14 protein-coding genes are annotated in these 17,001 nt (G+C 67.7%); 11 read left to right on the top strand and 3 right to left on the bottom strand.

All coding sequences use genetic code 11. From position 1 onward, the window contains the following. Window positions 1–53 precede the first annotated feature (53 nt). Entirely contained in the window at window positions 54–719 is a 666-nt protein-coding gene (locus PV781_RS16695; protein WP_274776770.1) for a TetR/AcrR family transcriptional regulator, read from the top strand. Window positions 720–759: 40 nt separating this feature from the next. Here PV781_RS16695 and PV781_RS16700 read toward each other — a convergent pair whose 3' ends face one another. Beyond that, complete coding sequence (locus PV781_RS16700; protein WP_274776771.1) at window positions 760–1,629, bottom strand: FTR1 family iron permease; 870 nt, start codon at window positions 1,627–1,629, stop codon at window positions 760–762. A gap of 585 nt (window positions 1,630–2,214) precedes the next feature. Here PV781_RS16700 and PV781_RS16705 point away from each other — a divergent pair. The 5 genes from PV781_RS16705 to PV781_RS16725 all read left to right on the top strand — a co-directional run bounded on the left by PV781_RS16705 (window position 2,215) and on the right by PV781_RS16725 (window position 8,654). Further along, entirely contained in the window at window positions 2,215–3,522 is a 1,308-nt protein-coding gene (locus PV781_RS16705) for an imelysin family protein (RefSeq protein ID WP_274776772.1), read from the top strand. A 116-nt stretch (window positions 3,523–3,638) separates the two neighbouring features. Continuing rightward, window positions 3,639–5,108 carry a multicopper oxidase family protein gene (locus PV781_RS16710; protein WP_274776773.1) on the top strand — a complete coding sequence of 490 codons (1,470 nt, stop codon included), beginning with the start codon at window positions 3,639–3,641 and terminating at the stop codon, window positions 5,106–5,108. Then, window positions 5,108–6,358: a di-heme oxidoredictase family protein gene (locus PV781_RS16715; protein ID WP_274776774.1), complete on the top strand. Its 1,251-nt coding sequence runs from the start codon at window positions 5,108–5,110 to the stop codon at window positions 6,356–6,358. The genes PV781_RS16710 and PV781_RS16715 overlap by 1 nt, the downstream gene beginning before the upstream one ends. A gap of 74 nt (window positions 6,359–6,432) precedes the next feature. After that, window positions 6,433–7,512, top strand: a complete 1,080-nt coding sequence (locus PV781_RS16720; protein ID WP_274776775.1) for an imelysin family protein — start codon at window positions 6,433–6,435, stop codon at window positions 7,510–7,512. Window positions 7,513–7,526: 14 nt separating this feature from the next. Then, the gene (locus PV781_RS16725) at window positions 7,527–8,654 is read left to right on the top strand and encodes a DUF1513 domain-containing protein (protein WP_274776776.1); all 1,128 of its coding nucleotides are present in this window, start codon (window positions 7,527–7,529) and stop codon (window positions 8,652–8,654) included. 24 nt (window positions 8,655–8,678) lie between these two features. Here PV781_RS16725 and PV781_RS16730 read toward each other — a convergent pair whose 3' ends face one another. Next, entirely contained in the window at window positions 8,679–9,803 is a 1,125-nt protein-coding gene (locus PV781_RS16730) for a DSD1 family PLP-dependent enzyme (RefSeq protein WP_274776777.1), read from the bottom strand. A gap of 99 nt (window positions 9,804–9,902) precedes the next feature. Then, complete coding sequence (locus PV781_RS16735; protein WP_274776778.1) at window positions 9,903–10,580, bottom strand: TetR/AcrR family transcriptional regulator; 678 nt, start codon at window positions 10,578–10,580, stop codon at window positions 9,903–9,905. Window positions 10,581–10,891: 311 nt separating this feature from the next. On the opposite strand from PV781_RS16735, the gene PV781_RS16740 reads away from it, so the two are divergent. The 5 genes from PV781_RS16740 (at window position 10,892) to PV781_RS16760 (ending at window position 17,001) form a co-directional block, all read left to right on the top strand. Further along, window positions 10,892–11,755: an FAD binding domain-containing protein gene (locus tag PV781_RS16740; protein WP_274776779.1), complete on the top strand. Its 864-nt coding sequence runs from the start codon at window positions 10,892–10,894 to the stop codon at window positions 11,753–11,755. Then, window positions 11,752–12,276: a (2Fe-2S)-binding protein gene (locus PV781_RS16745; RefSeq protein ID WP_274776780.1), complete on the top strand. Its 525-nt coding sequence runs from the start codon at window positions 11,752–11,754 to the stop codon at window positions 12,274–12,276. The genes PV781_RS16740 and PV781_RS16745 overlap by 4 nt, the downstream gene beginning before the upstream one ends. Before the next feature lie 71 nt (window positions 12,277–12,347). Continuing rightward, window positions 12,348–14,681 (top strand): xanthine dehydrogenase family protein molybdopterin-binding subunit, encoded by a 2,334-nt coding sequence (locus PV781_RS16750; RefSeq protein ID WP_274776938.1) that lies wholly within the window; start codon window positions 12,348–12,350, stop codon window positions 14,679–14,681. 69 nt (window positions 14,682–14,750) lie between these two features. Then, window positions 14,751–15,998: an ABC transporter substrate-binding protein gene (locus PV781_RS16755; RefSeq protein ID WP_274776781.1), complete on the top strand. Its 1,248-nt coding sequence runs from the start codon at window positions 14,751–14,753 to the stop codon at window positions 15,996–15,998. A gap of 130 nt (window positions 15,999–16,128) precedes the next feature. Next, window positions 16,129–17,001, top strand: a complete 873-nt coding sequence (locus PV781_RS16760) for a branched-chain amino acid ABC transporter permease (RefSeq protein WP_274776782.1) — start codon at window positions 16,129–16,131, stop codon at window positions 16,999–17,001.

Genomic DNA, 17,001 nt, shown 5'->3' on the forward strand with positions numbered 1-17,001 from the left:
GGCGCGGGAGACCGGCCGGGACGGCGCGGGCGCGGCCAGCCGACAAGGAGCAGGTGGGCGACAGCGACCGGTCGACGCGCGATCACCTGCTGGAGACGGCCGAACGCCTGTTCGCCCGCAACGGCATCGACGGCACCTCCATGCGGGAGATCAACCGCGCGGCCGACCAGCAGAATGCGTCGGCCATCCATTATTATTTCGGCTCGAAGGAAGCGCTGGTCACCGCCATCCTCGACCAGCGCATGTCGGCTGTGAACGATGCCCGCCTGAAGGTGCTCGACGCTCTGGAGGCGGCCGGCCTGGCGGGCGACATGCGGCGGGTAACGGAAGCCTTCATCCTGCCGCTGGCGGCGCAGACAAATGATGGCGCGGGATCCAACAATTATATCGGCTTCCTGGCTCAGTTCTACGCCAGCCACCAGTTCGACATCTGGACAATCGCCCGCGACCGCCACGACGAGAGTCTCTCCCGTGTGGTCAGCCTCATTCACCGCATCCTGCCCGCCTTGCCCCGCGCGCTGGTGCGCGACCGGGTGTCCATTGCCCTGCGCCAGGCCATCTATGCCCTGGCGGATTTCGAACGCGACAGCGCGGCCGGGCGCAGCCCCATGGCGCTGGGACGCGACGGCTTTATCGCCAATCTGGTGGACATGACGGAGGGCGCGCTCTCCGCTCCGCTCTCGGAAGCGACACGCCGGGCCCTGGAGCGGCCGGCCTGACGCCGGCCAGTGACGGGGGTCTCCCCTTCGAGCCGAACGCCTAAACCGCGCGACCAGCGCCGGCGGCCGGCTTCGCGCCCTGATGGGACATCTGCTTGGCTTTGGCGATACGACCATTCACCGCGTAGGACAGACCCACGATCACCGCCACCGTCGCCACATAGGCGATGACCTGCATGCCCGTCGGCTCGGCCCGATAACCCACCAGCGTGCGCAGGACCCGGCCCACCGCGCTGTCATCCGCCAGCAGCCAGGTGCTGTTCCAGACGGGGTCCGCGAGGCTCTGGATGAAGCCGGCATCCTGCAGGATGCCCACGGCCTGGGCGGACAAGCCAGCCGCCAGCAGGGTGATAAGGATGGTGGTGGTCTTGAACAGGTGCTTCACCGGAATGGCCACGAGCCCGCGATAGAGCACATAGGACACCGCCGCGCCGGCGAGGATCCCCAGCGCAAAGCCGAGCGCCACATTGGCCGCTGTCTCGCCGCCGCTGACGGTGAGGCCATACATGAACAGGACAATCTCAACGCCCTCGCGCAGCACCGCCATGCCGACCACGATGCCCAGCGCCGCGATGGGGCGCCGGCCCTCCTTCACGTCGCGGCCCACCGCCTTCATTTCCATGACCATTTCGCGGCCATGGCTGGCCATCCACACCACCGTCCAGACCAGCATCACCACGGCCACGGAGAGGATGGCGGCGTTCAGCAATTCCTGGCCCGAGCCGTCGAAGAGATTGGCGATGCGTTCGGCGAACAGCGCGATAAGGGCAGAGCCGACCACGCCGCCGACGATGCCGAGGCTGATCACCAGCCCCCGCCCGCGTATGCCCTCGGAAGCCGCCAGCATGACGCCCACGATGAGGCCCGCCTCCAGGACTTCGCGGAACACGATGATCAACGCTGCCAACATGGGCCAACCCTCTCGTGAACCCTCCGGGAGCGGGGAAATGCGGGAGAAGGAGCCCTAATGACGCCCTGCCCCGACTGTCCCGACACAGCCGGATGTACGCAGTTTAGAAATATTCAAATCGACAATGACTTGCCATCTACTGTCTGGTACACCCAGCGCTCTCCTCTGTCACTTGCCGGCGACGCAATTATAATCATTCCAAAAGACACACATCGAAACACGACCCGCGCTACACCTTTCCTTGCGTAAAGGCAAAAGCGCCGCACTTCCGCTTATTACCCTAAGTATAATCTCGTATATCTGCTCATGGTCTTGGCACAGACAACACGAAAATGCGTGATCTGGAGCAAAGCCGCACCCACATTGGCGCATCTTGCCCAATCCTTCTGCAAGGACCGCCTCGGCCCGCAAGGGCGCAAACCCGGCCCACCTGCTTTTTCAATATGGAATAATTCCATCATTTGCGCGCGACCTTGTGAGCACACAGGCTGGAGCGCTAGTTTGCCCACGGATTTGCGGCGCCTTCTGCGGGACAGCGGGTTGTTGTTCCTGCCCAGCGCAAGTCTAGTCGAGGAGAAGACCATTATGCGCGCGAAGTTTGCCGCCGCCGCACTTGCCCTTGCCGTGGGGCTCGGGGGCGCCATCGCCCCCGTCGCGGCCGAGACCAAGCCCGCCGCCACTCAGGCCGCCGGGCCGAAGGCGCGGGACGTGATCGTGAGCTACGCCAACCAGGCGGAAGCCATGTACACCAACTCCTATCTGGCCGCGAAGGAGATGCAGACCGCCATCGAGGCCTTCATCGCCAATCCGAGCGCGCAGACCCATCAGGCTGCCAAGGATGCCTGGAAGAAGGCCCGCGACCCCTACCAGATCACGGAGGCCTTCCGGTTCGGCAACAAGATCGTCGACGAGTGGGAAGGCAATGTGAATGCCTGGCCGCTGGATGAGGGCCTGATCGACTATCTCGACAAGTCGCGCGGCACCTCGTCCGACGAGAACCCGCTTTATGCGGCGAACATCATCGCCAGCAAGACCATCCGCATCGGCAAGAAGACCGTGGACGTGAGCAAGATCACGCCCAAGCTGCTGCACGATCTCAACTCCGCCGCGGGCGTGGAATCCAACGTGGCGAGCGGCTGGCACGCCATCGAATTCCTGCTCTGGGGCAAGGACCTGCACGGCACCGAGCGCGGCGCGGGCGAGCGTCCTTGGACCGACTATGACACCAAGGCCTGCACCGGCGGCAATTGCGAGCGCCGCGCGCAGTATCTGAAGGTCGCCACCCAGACCCTGGTTGATGACCTGAAGGAAATGGCCGACGACTGGGGCACGAAGGGCAAGGCCCGCGCCGCTCTCCTGAAGAAGAAGGACAAGGCCGGCCTGGCCGTCATCTTCACAGGCATCGGCTCGCTCTCTTATGGCGAACTGGCCGGCGAGCGCATGAAGCTCGGCCTGCTGCTGCACGATCCCGAGGAGGAGCATGACTGCTTCTCCGACAACACCCACAACTCCCATTATTATGACGAAGTGGGCATCCAGGACGTCTATTACGGCCGCTTCACCCGCATTGACGGCACCACCTTCTCTGGCCCCTCGGTGGCGGACCTGGTGCGCGCCAAGGACGCCAAGATCGCCGACGAGATCGACGCCAAGATGGCCGCCGCTCTGGCTGCCCTGAAGGCCATCAAGGACACCGCCGACAGCGGCGAGATGTTCTATGACATGATGCTCGCGGAAGGGAATGCGAAGGGCAACAAGCTCATCCAGGACGGCGTCGACGCCCTGGTGGCCCAGGCCCACGCCATTGAGCGCGGCGTCGCCGCCCTCAAGATCCAGATCAAGGTGGAAGGCTCCGAGAGCCTCGACAACCCCGACGCTGCGAAGAAGAAGTGACCGTCAAGGCGTGACCGCATTGACGTAGGACGGGGCCGTGGCGGCCCCCATGCCGGGACCCCGCCGCGGGCCCCGGCTTCCCGCCGGAGGGGCGGGTGACGTTAAGGAGCGGGTGGATGATTTCTAGGCGCGGGATGCTGCTGGGCGGCGCCGCCATGGGACTGGTGGCGGCCGCCCCCTCGGCCATCGGCCAGGTGCCCTCGGTGGATACCTTGCCCCCGACCGCCCCGGTGAAGCGCATCGCGCTCACCGCGCGCGAAATCGAGACCCGCCTTCTGGGTGCGGACAAGCCGGCCACCAAGCATTTCTGCGCCTATGACGGCGACCCCTTCAAGATCTTCCGGTTCGAGCGGGGCACGCGCCTTGCTGTGGATTTCGAGAACCAGTTGCCGGACCCCACCACGGTGCATTGGCACGGCATCCGCGTGCCGAACCTCTCCGATGGCGTCGCCCCCCTCACCCAGGAGGTGGTCGCGCCCGGTGGACGCTTCAGCTACAACGTGCCGCTGCCCGATGGCGGCTTCTATTTCTTCCACCCCCATTGCGACGAGACCGGCCAGGTGGGACGCGGCCTGTTCGCGCTGCTGATCGTGGACGATCCGGCCGAGCGCAAGGTCCATTTCGACGCCGAATGCTTCATCGTGGTGAAGGACTGGCGCCTGGGGGACGACGGCCAGTGGATCGCCATGAGCACCGATGAGGGCGCCGCCACTGCCGGCACCTTCGGCACCGTGCGGGCCACCAATGGCAGCGTCGTCCCACCCCGGGTGGAAGTGCCGGCCTATGGCGACGTGCGGGTGCGCGCCATCGTCGCCGATGCCACCCGCGTCATCGATCTCGGCACCGACCATGAGGAGGCCGCACTCATCGCAGTGGACGGCCAGGCGCTCCTGCCGCCTGCGGTGGTCGACCATCTGCCCGACGGCATCTGGCGCATGGGCCCGGCCATGCGGGCGGACATGCAGGTGCGCATGCCCGGCCCCGGCCAGGAAGTGAAGGTCTATGATTATCGCTCCAGCGAGCCCTATCTGCTGACCACCCTGGTGGCGGTGGACAAGGGGCTGAAGAAAACGCCCTTCAAGCCCAAGGCGCTGCCGGCCTCCACCGCGCCGATGCCGGACCTGAAGAACCCCAAGACCCTCGACTTCCTGGTTCAGGTCTCGGCCGGCGCCACCGCCATCGGCGTGCCGCTGCCGGACAATGACCCGCTCGCCAAGGCGCTGGTGGATTCGTTGTGCGTGGGCGACAAGACCCATTGGGCCATCAGCCGGGATTCGTGGGCCACCGGCGAGGCGCTGCGCCTGCCGCCGCCGCTCAGCCAGCTCACCGCCGGAACCACCTATGTGGTCAATTGCACCAATGTGACCAAGCATGTGCACCCCATGCACCTGCACGGTCACGTTTTCCGCGTTCTGTCCTCCTCCAAGAAGAAGGGGATGCCGCAATATCTCGCCGACACGGTGATCGTTGAGCCCAACGAGAGCGTGCAATTCGCCTTCAAGGCGGTGGGCGGCGACTGGGTGTTCCACTGCCACATCCTCGAGCATATGGACACCGGTCTCATGGGCTGGTTCCGGGTGACCTGATGGCGCCCCGCGCACGGCTTCGTGCCGCCCTTGCCGCCCTCACGCTCCTGGCCAGCCCTCTCGGCGCCGCAGCGGGAGACAAGCTGGACCTGGCCATCGGCAAGGCGCTGTTCGATCGCGCCTGGGTGCAGGCGCCGGCCTCCACCAAGGGCGATGACGGCCTGGGGCCGCTTTATGATGCGCGCTCCTGCGCGTCCTGCCATCCCCGCGATGGCCGCGCGGCGATGGTGGTAAATGGCAAGGGCGAGCTGGAAGGTCGCGGCGCGGTGCTGGTGCTCGGCCAGCCGGGCGGGGCGGGCGACCCGGTTTATGGCCGGCGCCTCCAGATCGATGCCATACCTGGCCTGCGGCCAGAGGGCATTCTCGCCGTGCAGTGGGAAAAGCTGCCCGATGGCCGCCTGCGCCCCGTGCCGGCGCCCACCGACCTTGGCTATGGCCCGCTCGCCGCGGCCACCGGCATGTCCCTGCGCGTGGCGCCCGATTTGCGGGGCCGGGGCCTGCTGGAGCAGGTACCCGACGCAGCCATTCTCGCCATTGCCGCCGAGCAGGCGCGGGGCACCGACGGTGTGAAGGGCCTGGCGCGGCGCATCGTGCTTGCGGACGGCACCACCGCGATCGGCCGCTATGGCTGGAAGGCGAACCAGCCGACCGTGGAGGCGCAAAGCTCCGAGGCCTTTTTCCTTGATCTCGGCATGTCCACCCCGCTCCATCCCGAGCCTTGGGGCGACTGCACCGAGGCCCAACCGGCCTGCCGCAATGCGCCTCACGGCATTGAGGCCGAGGGCCAATTGGAAATCTCGAGCGCCGTGCTCGACCGGGTGGTGGCCTATGTGGCCGCTCTGCCCGTTCCCGCTGCCGAGCGCCCGCCCCAGGGGGCGGCCTATGACAGCAAGGGCTCCGCTTTGTTCGCCGCCACCGGCTGCGCCACCTGCCATCGCCCCAGCCTGCCCACCAAGGATGGCGGGCGGGCACCGCTCTTCACCGATCTTCTGCTGCACGACATGGGTCCGGGCCTCGCCGACACGCTGCCCGATCCGGGCGCGACGCCCGCCCAGTGGCGCACGGCGCCGCTGGCGGGCGTCTCCGAGGCTTTGGCGCGAAAGACGGGCCTTCTTCATGATGGGCGCGCAGTCGGCGTCGCGGAAGCGATCGCATGGCACGACGGCGAAGCGCGGTCGGCAGCGGATCGGTTCAAGGCCTTGAGCGCGGCGCAGAAGGCCGCACTCATCGCCTATGTCTCGCGCCTGTGAGCGGGGCGGAGCGTGGTAGGATCAGGCATCCCCTCGGGGGGCGCGGTCGAGACGAGGTGCGGGAGCGTGGAACCATGAAGACCAGATTGACCCGACTGGCCCTCGCGGCCCTCGCCTGGACCGGCCTTGCGGCAGGCGCGCCGGCCATGGCCGCCTCCCCCTCCTTTGACTCGGCGACCCTCATCGAGACCTGGCTGCTGCCCCGCTACGATGCCTTGGTGGCCGCGACAGGCACCCAGTCCGACGCCTGGACCGCCTTTTGCGCGAAGCCGTCGGATGCGGGCGTTCCCGCCCTGAAGGGCGCCTTCGCCAAGGCGGCGGACAGTTGGACGGCGGTGGAGTTCGTCACCTTCGGCCCCGCCAGCCAGGAACTGCGGCCCGACCGCTTCAATTTCTTCCCGGACCGCCGCAACGCCATCGCCCGCGCCATGGCCGAAGTGCTGGCGGACCCGGATATGGCGCGCTTCGCCCCCGACCGCTTCGCCAAGTCCAGCGCCGCGGCGCAGGGCCTCCCGGCTCTTGAACGGCTGTTGTTCGAGGACGGCGCCGCCGCCCAGCTGACCGCCGGCCCTGAGGCGACCCGCCGCTGCACCTATGCCAGCGCCATCGCGCTCAACCTCGCCACCATGGCCAAGGACATCCGCACCGCCTGGGGAGATCGCAACACCGGCGTCCTCGCGGCGATCGTATCCGGCAAGGGCGACCCGGCTCTGTTTCCCGATGTGGGCGCCCTGCCCGGCATGATTCTCACCGACCTGTCGGGCGCCTACCAGCGCGTCACCGACACCAAGATCCTGCCGGTGCTCGGCCCCAATCCCGACGGCGCTCGGCCCACCATGGCCGATGGCTGGCGCGCCGGGCGATCGGGCCAGGTGGTGAAGGTGATGATCCAGAGCGCGGATGCTTTGCTCGAAGAGATCGCAAAGCAGATGCCGAGCCGCCCGCAATGGGTGGTGAACAAGGCCGCCGCCGCCGCCGACAAGACGGCCGCCGAGTTTCCCGCCGATCTCGGCGTCGCCGCCCAGAGCAATGACAGCGCCAACAAGATCCTCGCGGACATCAAGGTCTTCAAGGCGGCCCAGCTCACGGTGTATCGCCCCGTGGCATCCTATTTCGGCATTTCGCTGGGCTTCAATGCCCTGGACGGGGATTGAGGGAGCCGCGCGCCATGGCCCTCAACCGCCGCGCCTTTCTCGCCGGCTCGGCCGCCGGCCTTGTCCTCGCGCCGACTTTCGCCATGGCACAGAGCCAGCTGCATGCGCAGGCTCACGCGCTCGACGAAGGCTGGATGACCACGGCCGGCATTGGCGAGGGCTTCGGTGCCTTCGCGGTGGGCGCGGGGTTCGAGGCGCAGGAGCGCGCGCCCTCCACCGCCCGGTTGCACGGCATTGAGGCAAGCCCGCGCGGGCCCCTGGCCGTGGCCGTGGGCCGGCGGCCCGGTCATGTGGCTTTGGTCTTCGACCGCACCCACGGTGGCAAGGTTGCCGAATTCGGGCCGGGGGCGGGCCGCGTCTTCTCCGGCCATGGCCGCTTCTCACCCGATGGCACGCGTTTCCTGACCAATGAGATCGAGCGGCCCGCGCAGGACGGCGCCACCCGCACCATGGGCCGGGGCATCGTGGCGGTCCGCACAGTGGCGGGCGGGTTCGAGATCGTGGATGAGTGGCGCACCGGAGGCGACGGCCCCCATGACCTCATGCGCAACGGCCCCCATCTGGTGGTGGCCAATGGCGGCATCGAGCCCAACACGCCGGAAGCGCGCGACGCCGAAGTGACGGGCAGCACGATCACTTTGCTCGATCCCGAAACGGGCGCGGCACGCGGCGAGGGCCAGCTTTCCGCCGACCTCGCCAGCCTTTCGCTTCGCCATCTCGCGCGCGACGAGGCCGGCCGCATCGTGGTGGCGGCCCAGGACCTTTTGAAAGACGGCGTGTCCCGGCCTCTCCTCTTTTCCATCGGCCCGGACGGCAAGCTCACCCCGTTCGAGGCGCCGGAAGGGGAGCTTCTGGCCTTGCGCGGCTATGTGGGCTCGGTGGCCTTCGATGCCTCCGGCACCTTCATCGCCTGTTCCAGCCCGCGCGGCGGACGGATCTCCATCTGGCGGCGGGACGGTCGCTATATGGGCGCGGTGCCGCTGGTGGACGGATGCGGCCTTGCGGGAACGGCGGATGCTGGCCGGTTCCTCGCCACCAGCGGTTATGGCGAAGTCATCCTCATCGCTGTCGACGAAGGGGTCGGCATTGTCGAGCGCCGCACCGGCGGCCCGCGCTTCGACAATCACATGGTGCGCGCCTGAACGCGCACCAAGCGCGGGACACGATCAGGTGAGGCAGCCGCGCCCATCCACGGGCCAGACCGCCTCCACGAGATCGCCCCGAACGGCCACCATCCAGTCATAAAGGGCGACGTTGGGATCACAGTGGGACGGCACGAGGCGCAGCCGCTCGCCCAGGACCGGTGCCGCCGCTCCTTCCGCCGCCTCGATGCGCCCCTGCTCATCGCTCGCCTTGGTGAAGGCGAGCTCCGGACGGTCGGCAACAGCCGGCGGGCCGCAATCCAGGTTCAGCGCTTTCGCTCCGGCATCCACATAGGCAAGCCCCGGCGCGGGCGTACGCAGCACACCGGCCAGCACGAACAGGCTCTGGGCGAAGGGCCGATAGGGGGCGCCGTCGGCATCCAGATTGCGGGCATAGTCCACGTCCATGAAGACGTAGGAGCCCGGTTGAATCTCATTCAGAAGACCGCTGGCCAGATCCGCTTCGAAGCTGCCGGTGCCGCCACCGGTCACGAGGGGGCATGGCAGGCCGGCGGCGCGGATGCGGGCGCGGGCCTCCGCCGCCCGCTCGCCCGCTTCATGGGCCGCGCGGGCGCGCTCGGCGGCGCCGCGCACATGCTGCATGGGACCATTATAGGCCTGGATGCCCCGCAGCCGGAGCCCCGCCGCGCCGTGAATCGCCTCGGCCAATGGCAAAAGAGCGTCGGACGATTGGAGGCCCATTCGGGCATCGCCCGCATCGATCTCGATGAGGATGTCGATGGTGACCCCGGCCGCCACGGCGGCGGCGGACAGCATCCCCACATGGCCAATGTCGCTGGCGAGCGTCGTCACCCGGACTTTGCCCGCCAGCGCGGCCAGGCGCTCCAGCTTGCGTGCGCCCACCACGTGGTTGGAGACCAGAAGATCCTCCACCCCGCTCGGCAGCAGGGCTTCCGCCTCGGACACCTTCTGGCAGCACAAGCCCACGGCGCCGGCGGCGAGCTGGCGGCGAGCGATGGCGACGCTCTTGTGGGTCTTGCCGTGGGGCCGCAGCGCCACGCCGGCGGCACGCGCGCGGGCCGCCATCAGCGCGATATTGGCATCGAGGGCATCGAGGTCCACCAGCAGAGCGGGGGTATCGATCTCTGGGAGCGCATCGCCGGGGCGGGCCGGCATGGGGGATGTCACGGGCAGCTTCCTCGCAGGCCGCCGAACGAACCAGCGGCGGTCGCCATCTTTTAGCAGGAACCGGCGGCGCGCACAGGCAGGCCTGCCGGCGGGCAGCGCTCAGACCCCGGCGGGCGTGGCCTGTGCCGTCCGGCGGGCATGAAGGTCTGAGCGCGCTTCGGCCAGAACCGTCTTCAGCACCGGCGGCGATCCGGTCATGAACTGGCGCACGGCATCGGCAATCACGTCGTCCAGGGCCACAGGATCGGGCGTGGGCGTTCCGTACACGAACTTGCGGATGGCGATATAGAAGACGCGCCCGTGCAGCCCCCAGAAGAGTTCCTGTTCCCGCTCCGTCACCGGGATCTCGTCCGGCCCCGGCAAACGCAGTTCATGGCGCAGCTCGAGGCAGGCGGGCACCACGATCAGCGACTTCACGATGGCCAGGTAGCGCTTGGTGATGTCGAACGACTTCAGCCCCGAAAAGACGAAGATGCGGACCCAGTGATAGTCGAAGACCCGCTCGACATATTCCAGGTAGAATTGGGTCAGGCGCTGTTCGACCGTGCGGGTGCGGTCGCGGATGAGGCCTTCCCAGTCCGGACTCCACCGGCTGAGATAGACGTGCTCGTAGACCCGCTCGATCAGCGCTTCCTTGCTGGGAAAGTGCCGGTAGATGGCCGAATGGGTGATGCCCATGCGCTTGGCCAGTTCGCGCGTCTGTCCTTCGAATCCATGCTCCGCGAAAAAGCGCACAGCCTCGTCCAGGATCGCCATTTCGCGGTCCGGCGCCCTCATGTTGCGGCGGCGGGAGCGCGGGGCGGGTGGCAGCGGCCCGGATTGTGACGTCGCGGGCTTTGCCTTGGCGACGCCAGGAGCCGGGAGTGACGAAACGGGCCGGTCTTCTTGCGGCAAGGACTGCCTCCACTGCGCGCCGCGCGCCAGGTCGCCGGAGCGCGTGCAGATGCCCCGGTGCATCCTGGGATAGCGCATAAGGCAGAAGTGACCAAGTGGTCTTTTTTCATTGACACAGATCAAGGCTCGCCCCTAGCTTTAGACCAAGTGGTCACAAATAGACCCATCTGGAAACGCCGCCGAGGTTGCCCCGCGTGAAAGCCCGCGCCTTCACCTATGTCCGTGCCCACTCCCTGGAGGAGGCCGTCTCGTGCTTTTCCGAAGCCGACGGCGAGGCAAGCTATATTTCCGGCGGCCAGAGCCTGGTGCCGGCGCTGGCCCTGCGCCTCCAGGCGCCCACCGTGCTCATCGACTTGGCAGGCATCACCACCCTGCGCGGCGTGATGCTGGAGGACGGAGCCTTGCGGATCGGCGCTCTGACGCGCCATGCGGACATGCTCACCCACCCGCTGATTGCCGCCCATGCCCCGCTGCTGCGGGAAGCCGCGCCCCATGTGGCACACCCGGCCATCCGCAACCGCGGCACCATCGGCGGAAATATCGCGCTGGCGGATCCGGCTTCCGAATTCCCGGCCATGCTTCTGGCCATGGACGCGCGGGTGGAGATTTTCGGACTGGCGGGTTTCCGGCAGGTGCCGGCCGATGACTATTTCCTCGATCTCTATCAGACCGCCGTCGAGCCGGGCGAGATCGTCACCGCCATCCTGGTGCCCCCCGCCCCCGCCGGGACCCTCATCGCCATGGACGAGCTGGCCCGGCGACGCGGCGACTATGCAATGGTGGGCGCCGGCCTCCAGGGCCGCCTTTCGGCCGAGGGCCATGTGGAAGCGCTTCGCATCGCCTTCTTCAGCGTGGGCGCGACGCCAGTGCGCGCGAAAGGCGCGGAGGGGGCGCTCATCGGCTCCATGCTCGACGCCACCGCCATCGCCAACGCCCAGCGGGCCCTCGATGAGGATCTCGACCCGATGGATGACGAGGAGGTGCCCGCCGCCATGCGCCGCCATCTGGCGCGGGTGCTGCTCGGCCGCCTTCTCCAGCGCATGAGGGACAAGTCATGACCGCGCCCGTCCCCGTATCGCTCACCGTGAACGGCACCGAGGTCTCCCGTCTCGTGGCGCCGCGCACGACCCTTGCCGATTTCCTGCGCTTCGACCTGGAGCTGACCGGCACCCATACCGGCTGCGAGATGGGCGCGTGCGGCGCCTGCCTTGTCATGATGAATGATGAGGCGGTTCATTCCTGCCTGGTCTTTGCCGTGCAGGCGGAAGGGTGTCGCATCGAGACGGTTGAGGGCCTCGCGGAACGGGGCGCCATCGCCGATCTCCAGGCGGCCTTTCATGGCCGCAACGCATTGCAATGCGGCTTCTGTACGCCCGGCATGCTGGTCAGCGCCCATGCGCTCTTGGAGCGCGTGGACGCGGCGCCGAGCCGGGAGGAGATCCGCGACGCGCTCTCCGGCAATTACTGCCGCTGCACGGGCTACGAGGCCATTGTGGATGCGGTGGCGACCGCGGCACGGACGCGATGCTGTGGCGGCCGACCGTCAAGCGTCCTCCAGGACGACGGGGTGCAGCCGTGAACGCGCCCTTCTCCCCCACCGGTGAAGATGCCCCCGGTCATGACAGCCCCCACGGGGCCGGATCCGGCCATGTGGGCGCCCGCCTCCCCCGTCCCAATGCCAAGCGCCTGCTCGCCGGGCGCGGGCGCTATGTGACCGACATCACCTTGCCGCGCATGCTGCATGCGGCATTCGTGCGCTGCCCCTTCGCCCATGCGCGCATCCTGTCGGTGAATGCGGAAGCCGCCCGCGCCGCCCCCGGCGTGCGGCTCGTGGCGACCGGGGCGGACCTGGCCCCCATCTGCACGCCCTGGGTGGGCACGCTCGACCATTTCAAGGGCATGAAGTCCCCGCCCCAGCTTCCCTTGCCGGTGGAGATCGCGGTGTGGGCCGGCCAGGCGGTGGTGGCGGTGGTGGCCGACACCCGCGCCTTGGCGGAAGATGCCGCCGAGCTGGTGGAGGTCGAATTCGAGGAACTGCCCGCCGTCACCGATCTGGACATGGCGCAGGAGGCCGGCGGGGCGCGGGTGAGCGCGGAGCTGGCCGACAATATGTGCTTCCGCGCAGGCCTCGACACCGGAAACGTGGCGGACCTCTTCGCCTCGGCCGCCCATGTGGTGGAAGGCGACTTCACCTTCGGCCGCCATACGGGCGTGACGCTGGAGCCGCGCGCGATCATCGCCGACTATGATCCGAGCGAGGAACGCCTCACCGTCCACCACGCCACCCAGACGCCCTACCAGTTCCAGGACCTTTATTCCCGCCATTACGGCATCCCGGAATCCCGTGTGCGGGTGGTGGCGCCGGACGTGGGCGGCTCCTTCGGCATCAAGCTCCATGTCTATCACGAGGACATGGCGGTGGTGGGCCTGTCCATTCTGCTGGGCCGGCCGGTGAAATTCGCCGCCGACCGCACGGAGGCCTTCGTCTCCGACATCCATGCCCGCGACCACCGGGTGAAGGCCCGCGCCGCCGTGGCCGAGGATGGCACCCTGCTCGCCTTCCAGGTGGAGGATGAGACCGCCATCGGCGCCTTCTCCACCTATCCCCGCACCAGCGCGGTGGAGGGCAACCAGGTGATCCGCCTCATCGGTGCACCCTATCGGTTGAAGGGCTACCAGGCGGACCTGAAAGTGCTGTTCCAGAACAAGGTGCAGACCAGCCAGTATCGCGCGGTGGGCCACCCCATCGCCTGCGCGGTCACCGAGCGGCTGGTGGATCTGGCGGCGGCGAAAGCCGGGCTGGATCCCTTCGCCATCCGCTCGCGCAACCTGATCCCGGACGACGCCTATCCCTGCACCTCCGCCACCGGCTATCAGTTCGAGCGCCTCTCCCACGAAGCCTGCCTCACCAAGCTCAAGGCGCTCATGGACTATGAGCGCCTGCGCATCGACCAGGCTGAGGCGCGGGCGCGAGGCGTGCATCGGGGCATCGGGATTGCCGCCTTCGTGGAGATCACCAATCCGAGCCCGGCCTTCTATGGCGTGGGCGGCGCGCGCATTTCGGCGCAGGACGGTGCGATCCTCAAGATCACGCCGTCGGGCGAGGTGCGCTGCCTCATCTCCGTCACCGAGCAGGGCCAGGGCACGGAAGCCATTATCGGCCAGATCGTCGCCGATCATCTGGGCGTGCCGCAGACGGGGATCCGCGTCATCACCGGCGACACGGAAGTTACCCCCCATGGCGGCGCCACCTGGGCGTGCCGGGGCGCCGGCATTGGCGGCGAGACCGCCCTCCAGGCGGCGAAGAAGCTGAAAGGCCAGGTGCTCGCGCTGGCGGGCACCATCCTCCAGGCCAAGGGCGAGGACCTCGACTTGCGAAATGGCGAGGTGGTGGACCGCGCGAGTGGCCAGCCCCGCATTCCGCTCGCCGAAGTGGCCCGCATCGCCTACTTCCGCTCCGACACCTTGCCGAAGGGCACGGACGCGCAGCTGACCGCCGCCCACCACTTCGCTCCGCAAGGATATCCCTTCGCCTTCACCAACGGCATCCATGGCAGCCATGTGGAAGTCGACGTGGAAACCGGGCTGGTCAAGATCCTCAAGCACTTCGTGGTTGAGGATTGCGGTCGCATCATCAATCCGCTGCTGGTGGAAGAGCAGGTGCGCGGCGGCGTGGTGCAGGGGCTCGGCGCGGCCTTCTTCGAGGAATGCCGCTATGACGAGGCCGGCCAGCTGACCAACGGTTCGCTGGCGGATTACCTCGTGCCCATGTCGTGCGAGATGCCCGACATCCTGATCGACCATGTGGAGACGCCCACCGCCGACACTGAGCTGGGCGCCAAGGGGTGCGGCGAGGCTGGCACCGCCGCCGCCTCGGCCGCTGCGCTCAATGCGGTCAATGACGCGCTTTCCCCCTTCGGCGCGTCCATCAGCCAGATCCCCATGACGCCGGCCCGCCTGCTGAAGGCGCTGGGCACCTTCTAGACCTCAGTCACATCTCATTCCGCCAAGCCTCGACCAAGCGAACCAAAACAAGAGTTTCGGGAGGATTTCATGACCACGCGCAAGGACCTGTTCCGCTCTGACGTATCCCGCCGCACCGTTCTCGGCGGCATGGCGGCCGGCGTCGGCCTTCTCGCCGCGCCGACCCTCGTGCGCGCCCAGTCGGAGACCATCCGCATCGGCTTTCCCGTGCCCCTCACCGGCCCCTTCGGCGCCGAGGCGAAGGACCAGGTGAAGTGCGCCGAGCTTGCCGTTCAGCAGGTGAATGCCAAGGGCGGCATTGCCGGGCGCAAGGTGGAATTGCTGGTGCGTGACGACAAGCTCAATGCCGGCGAAGCGGCCACCCGCACGCTGGAGCTGATCGAGAAGGACAAGGTCCACGCCATTGTCGGCTCGCTCTCCAGCGCCGTGCAGCTGGCCGTGAACGAGGTCACCCGCGCCCGTGGCGTGATCTATGTCTCCATCAGCCAGTCCGACACCATCAACGAGGTGAAGGACTTCTCGCGCTACACCTTCCACGAGGCCCTCAACCCGCACATGACCACGGCGGCGGTGGCGGAGAAGACCTTCAAGAAGGGCTCCAAGGTCGCCTACCTCGTCGCCGACTATGCCTATGGCCACGAAATGCTGCGCGGCTTCAAGCGCGCCGCCGCCGCCATCGGCGCGGAGACGGTGGGTGAGATCCTGCACCCCATCGGCGCGTCCGACTATTCCACCTTGATGCCCCGCATCCGGTCCATGAAGCCGGACATTCTGTGCATCTGCAATTTCGGCCGCGACCAGGCCAATGCCATCAAGCAGGCCACAGAGTTCGGGCTCAAGCAGTCCATGCGCATCGTGGTGCCGGTCATCCTCTACAATCAGCGCCTGGCGCTGGGGCCCGACGCCTTCGAGGGCGTGGTGGGCGGCGCCAATTATTATTGGGGCCTGGAGAAGACCGTCCCCTCCGCCAAGGCATTCAACGACGCCTATAAGTCGGCGAACAATGGCAGCTATCCCAGCGATTACGGCGCCTATGGCTATACCGGCGTCGCCTCGCTGCTGCTTGCCATGGCGCAGGCCGGCGGATCGGACACGGACAAGGTGGTCGCGGCTCTTGAAAGCCTGAAATACGACGTGGCCAAGGGTCCGCAATTCTACCGCAAGTGCGACCACCAGTCGGTGCAGTCGGTGCTGGTGCTGGAGTCCAAGAAGAAGGCCGACATGGCCAACGACCAGGATCTCTTCGCCATCATCGCGGATGTTCCCGGCTCCGAGACCATGCTGCGCAGCTGCGGCGAGCTTGGTTTCCCCACCTGACCACCCGGCGGGCCGACCCGCCGCAGCTCTATGCGCCGCCGGCGGTCCTGGGTGCAGCCAGGACGGGTCCGGCGGCGGCCCGGTCCCCAGCCTGCCGGCGGCCGCCCGGCCCGTCCCCTAGGAACGCCCGATGGACCTCGAACTCATTTTCATGCAGCTCTTTTCCGGCGTGGCGCTCGGGGCGATCCTGATCATGGTCGCGCTCGGCCTCACCATCATCTTCGGCATGCTGGGCATCGTGAACTTCGCCCATGGGGCGCTGTTCATGGTGGGCGCCTATGCGGGGCTCTACATCGCCGAGCGCACGGGCAGCTTCTGGTGGGCGCTGGTGCTGGCGCCACTCCTGGTGGGCGCCTTCGGCATGCTCATTGAGCGCTTCCTCATCCGCCCGCTCTACAAGCGCTCCATCGACGATCCGCTGCTTCTGACCTTCGGCCTCGGCTATGTGCTGGTTGAGGTCGTGCGCATCGTGTTCGGCACCGACGGCGTGCCCTTCTCCACCCCCGCGGCGCTGACCGGCGTGGTGGACCTGGGCGTGGGCTATTTCCCCATCTACCGCCTGTTCGTTGTCGGCCTCGTGGCGGTGATCCTCATCGCGCTGTGGCTGGGCCTGGAGAAGACCAAATTCGGCCTCATCGTGCGGGCCGGTGCCCGCGACCCGCTCATCATGCGGGTGCTGGGCGTCGACATTTCCCGCCTGTGGCTGGCCGTTTTTGGCCTTGGGGTGGCACTGACCGCGCTGGGCGGCGTGCTGGCCGCGCCCATGCGCAACGTGAACCCCGAAATGGGCGCGCTGGTGCTGGCGGAAGCCTTCGTCGTCACCGTCATCGGCGGCATGGGATCGCTGCTCGGCGCGGTGGTCGCCGGACTGGGCATCGGCATCGCGGTGAGCATGACGGCGCTGTTCGCGCCGGAAATGGCCACCATCGTCATGTTCGGCCTCATGGCCCTGGTCCTGCTGGTGCGTCCGCAGGGCCTGTTCGGACGCCCCGTGGGCGCGTGA

The organism is Aquabacter sediminis (assembly GCF_028863665.1).
Classification (GTDB): domain Bacteria; phylum Pseudomonadota; class Alphaproteobacteria; order Rhizobiales; family Xanthobacteraceae; genus L1I39.

What these genes read in the sequence shown, in the direction of transcription:
- PV781_RS16700 (WP_274776771.1), bottom strand. Translation starts at nt 1,629, where the DNA reads ATGTTGGCAGCGTTGATCATCGTGTTCCGCGAAGTCCTGGAGGCGGGC.
- PV781_RS16705 (WP_274776772.1), top strand. Translation starts at nt 2,215, where the DNA reads ATGCGCGCGAAGTTTGCCGCCGCCGCACTTGCCCTTGCCGTGGGGCTC.
- PV781_RS16710 (WP_274776773.1), top strand. Translation starts at nt 3,639, where the DNA reads ATGATTTCTAGGCGCGGGATGCTGCTGGGCGGCGCCGCCATGGGACTG.
- PV781_RS16715 (WP_274776774.1), top strand. Translation starts at nt 5,108, where the DNA reads ATGGCGCCCCGCGCACGGCTTCGTGCCGCCCTTGCCGCCCTCACGCTC.
- PV781_RS16720 (WP_274776775.1), top strand. Translation starts at nt 6,433, where the DNA reads ATGAAGACCAGATTGACCCGACTGGCCCTCGCGGCCCTCGCCTGGACC.
- PV781_RS16725 (WP_274776776.1), top strand. Translation starts at nt 7,527, where the DNA reads ATGGCCCTCAACCGCCGCGCCTTTCTCGCCGGCTCGGCCGCCGGCCTT.
- PV781_RS16735 (WP_274776778.1), bottom strand. Translation starts at nt 10,580, where the DNA reads ATGAGGGCGCCGGACCGCGAAATGGCGATCCTGGACGAGGCTGTGCGC.
- PV781_RS16745 (WP_274776780.1), top strand. Translation starts at nt 11,752, where the DNA reads ATGACCGCGCCCGTCCCCGTATCGCTCACCGTGAACGGCACCGAGGTC.
- PV781_RS16755 (WP_274776781.1), top strand. Translation starts at nt 14,751, where the DNA reads ATGACCACGCGCAAGGACCTGTTCCGCTCTGACGTATCCCGCCGCACC.
- PV781_RS16760 (WP_274776782.1), top strand. Translation starts at nt 16,129, where the DNA reads ATGGACCTCGAACTCATTTTCATGCAGCTCTTTTCCGGCGTGGCGCTC.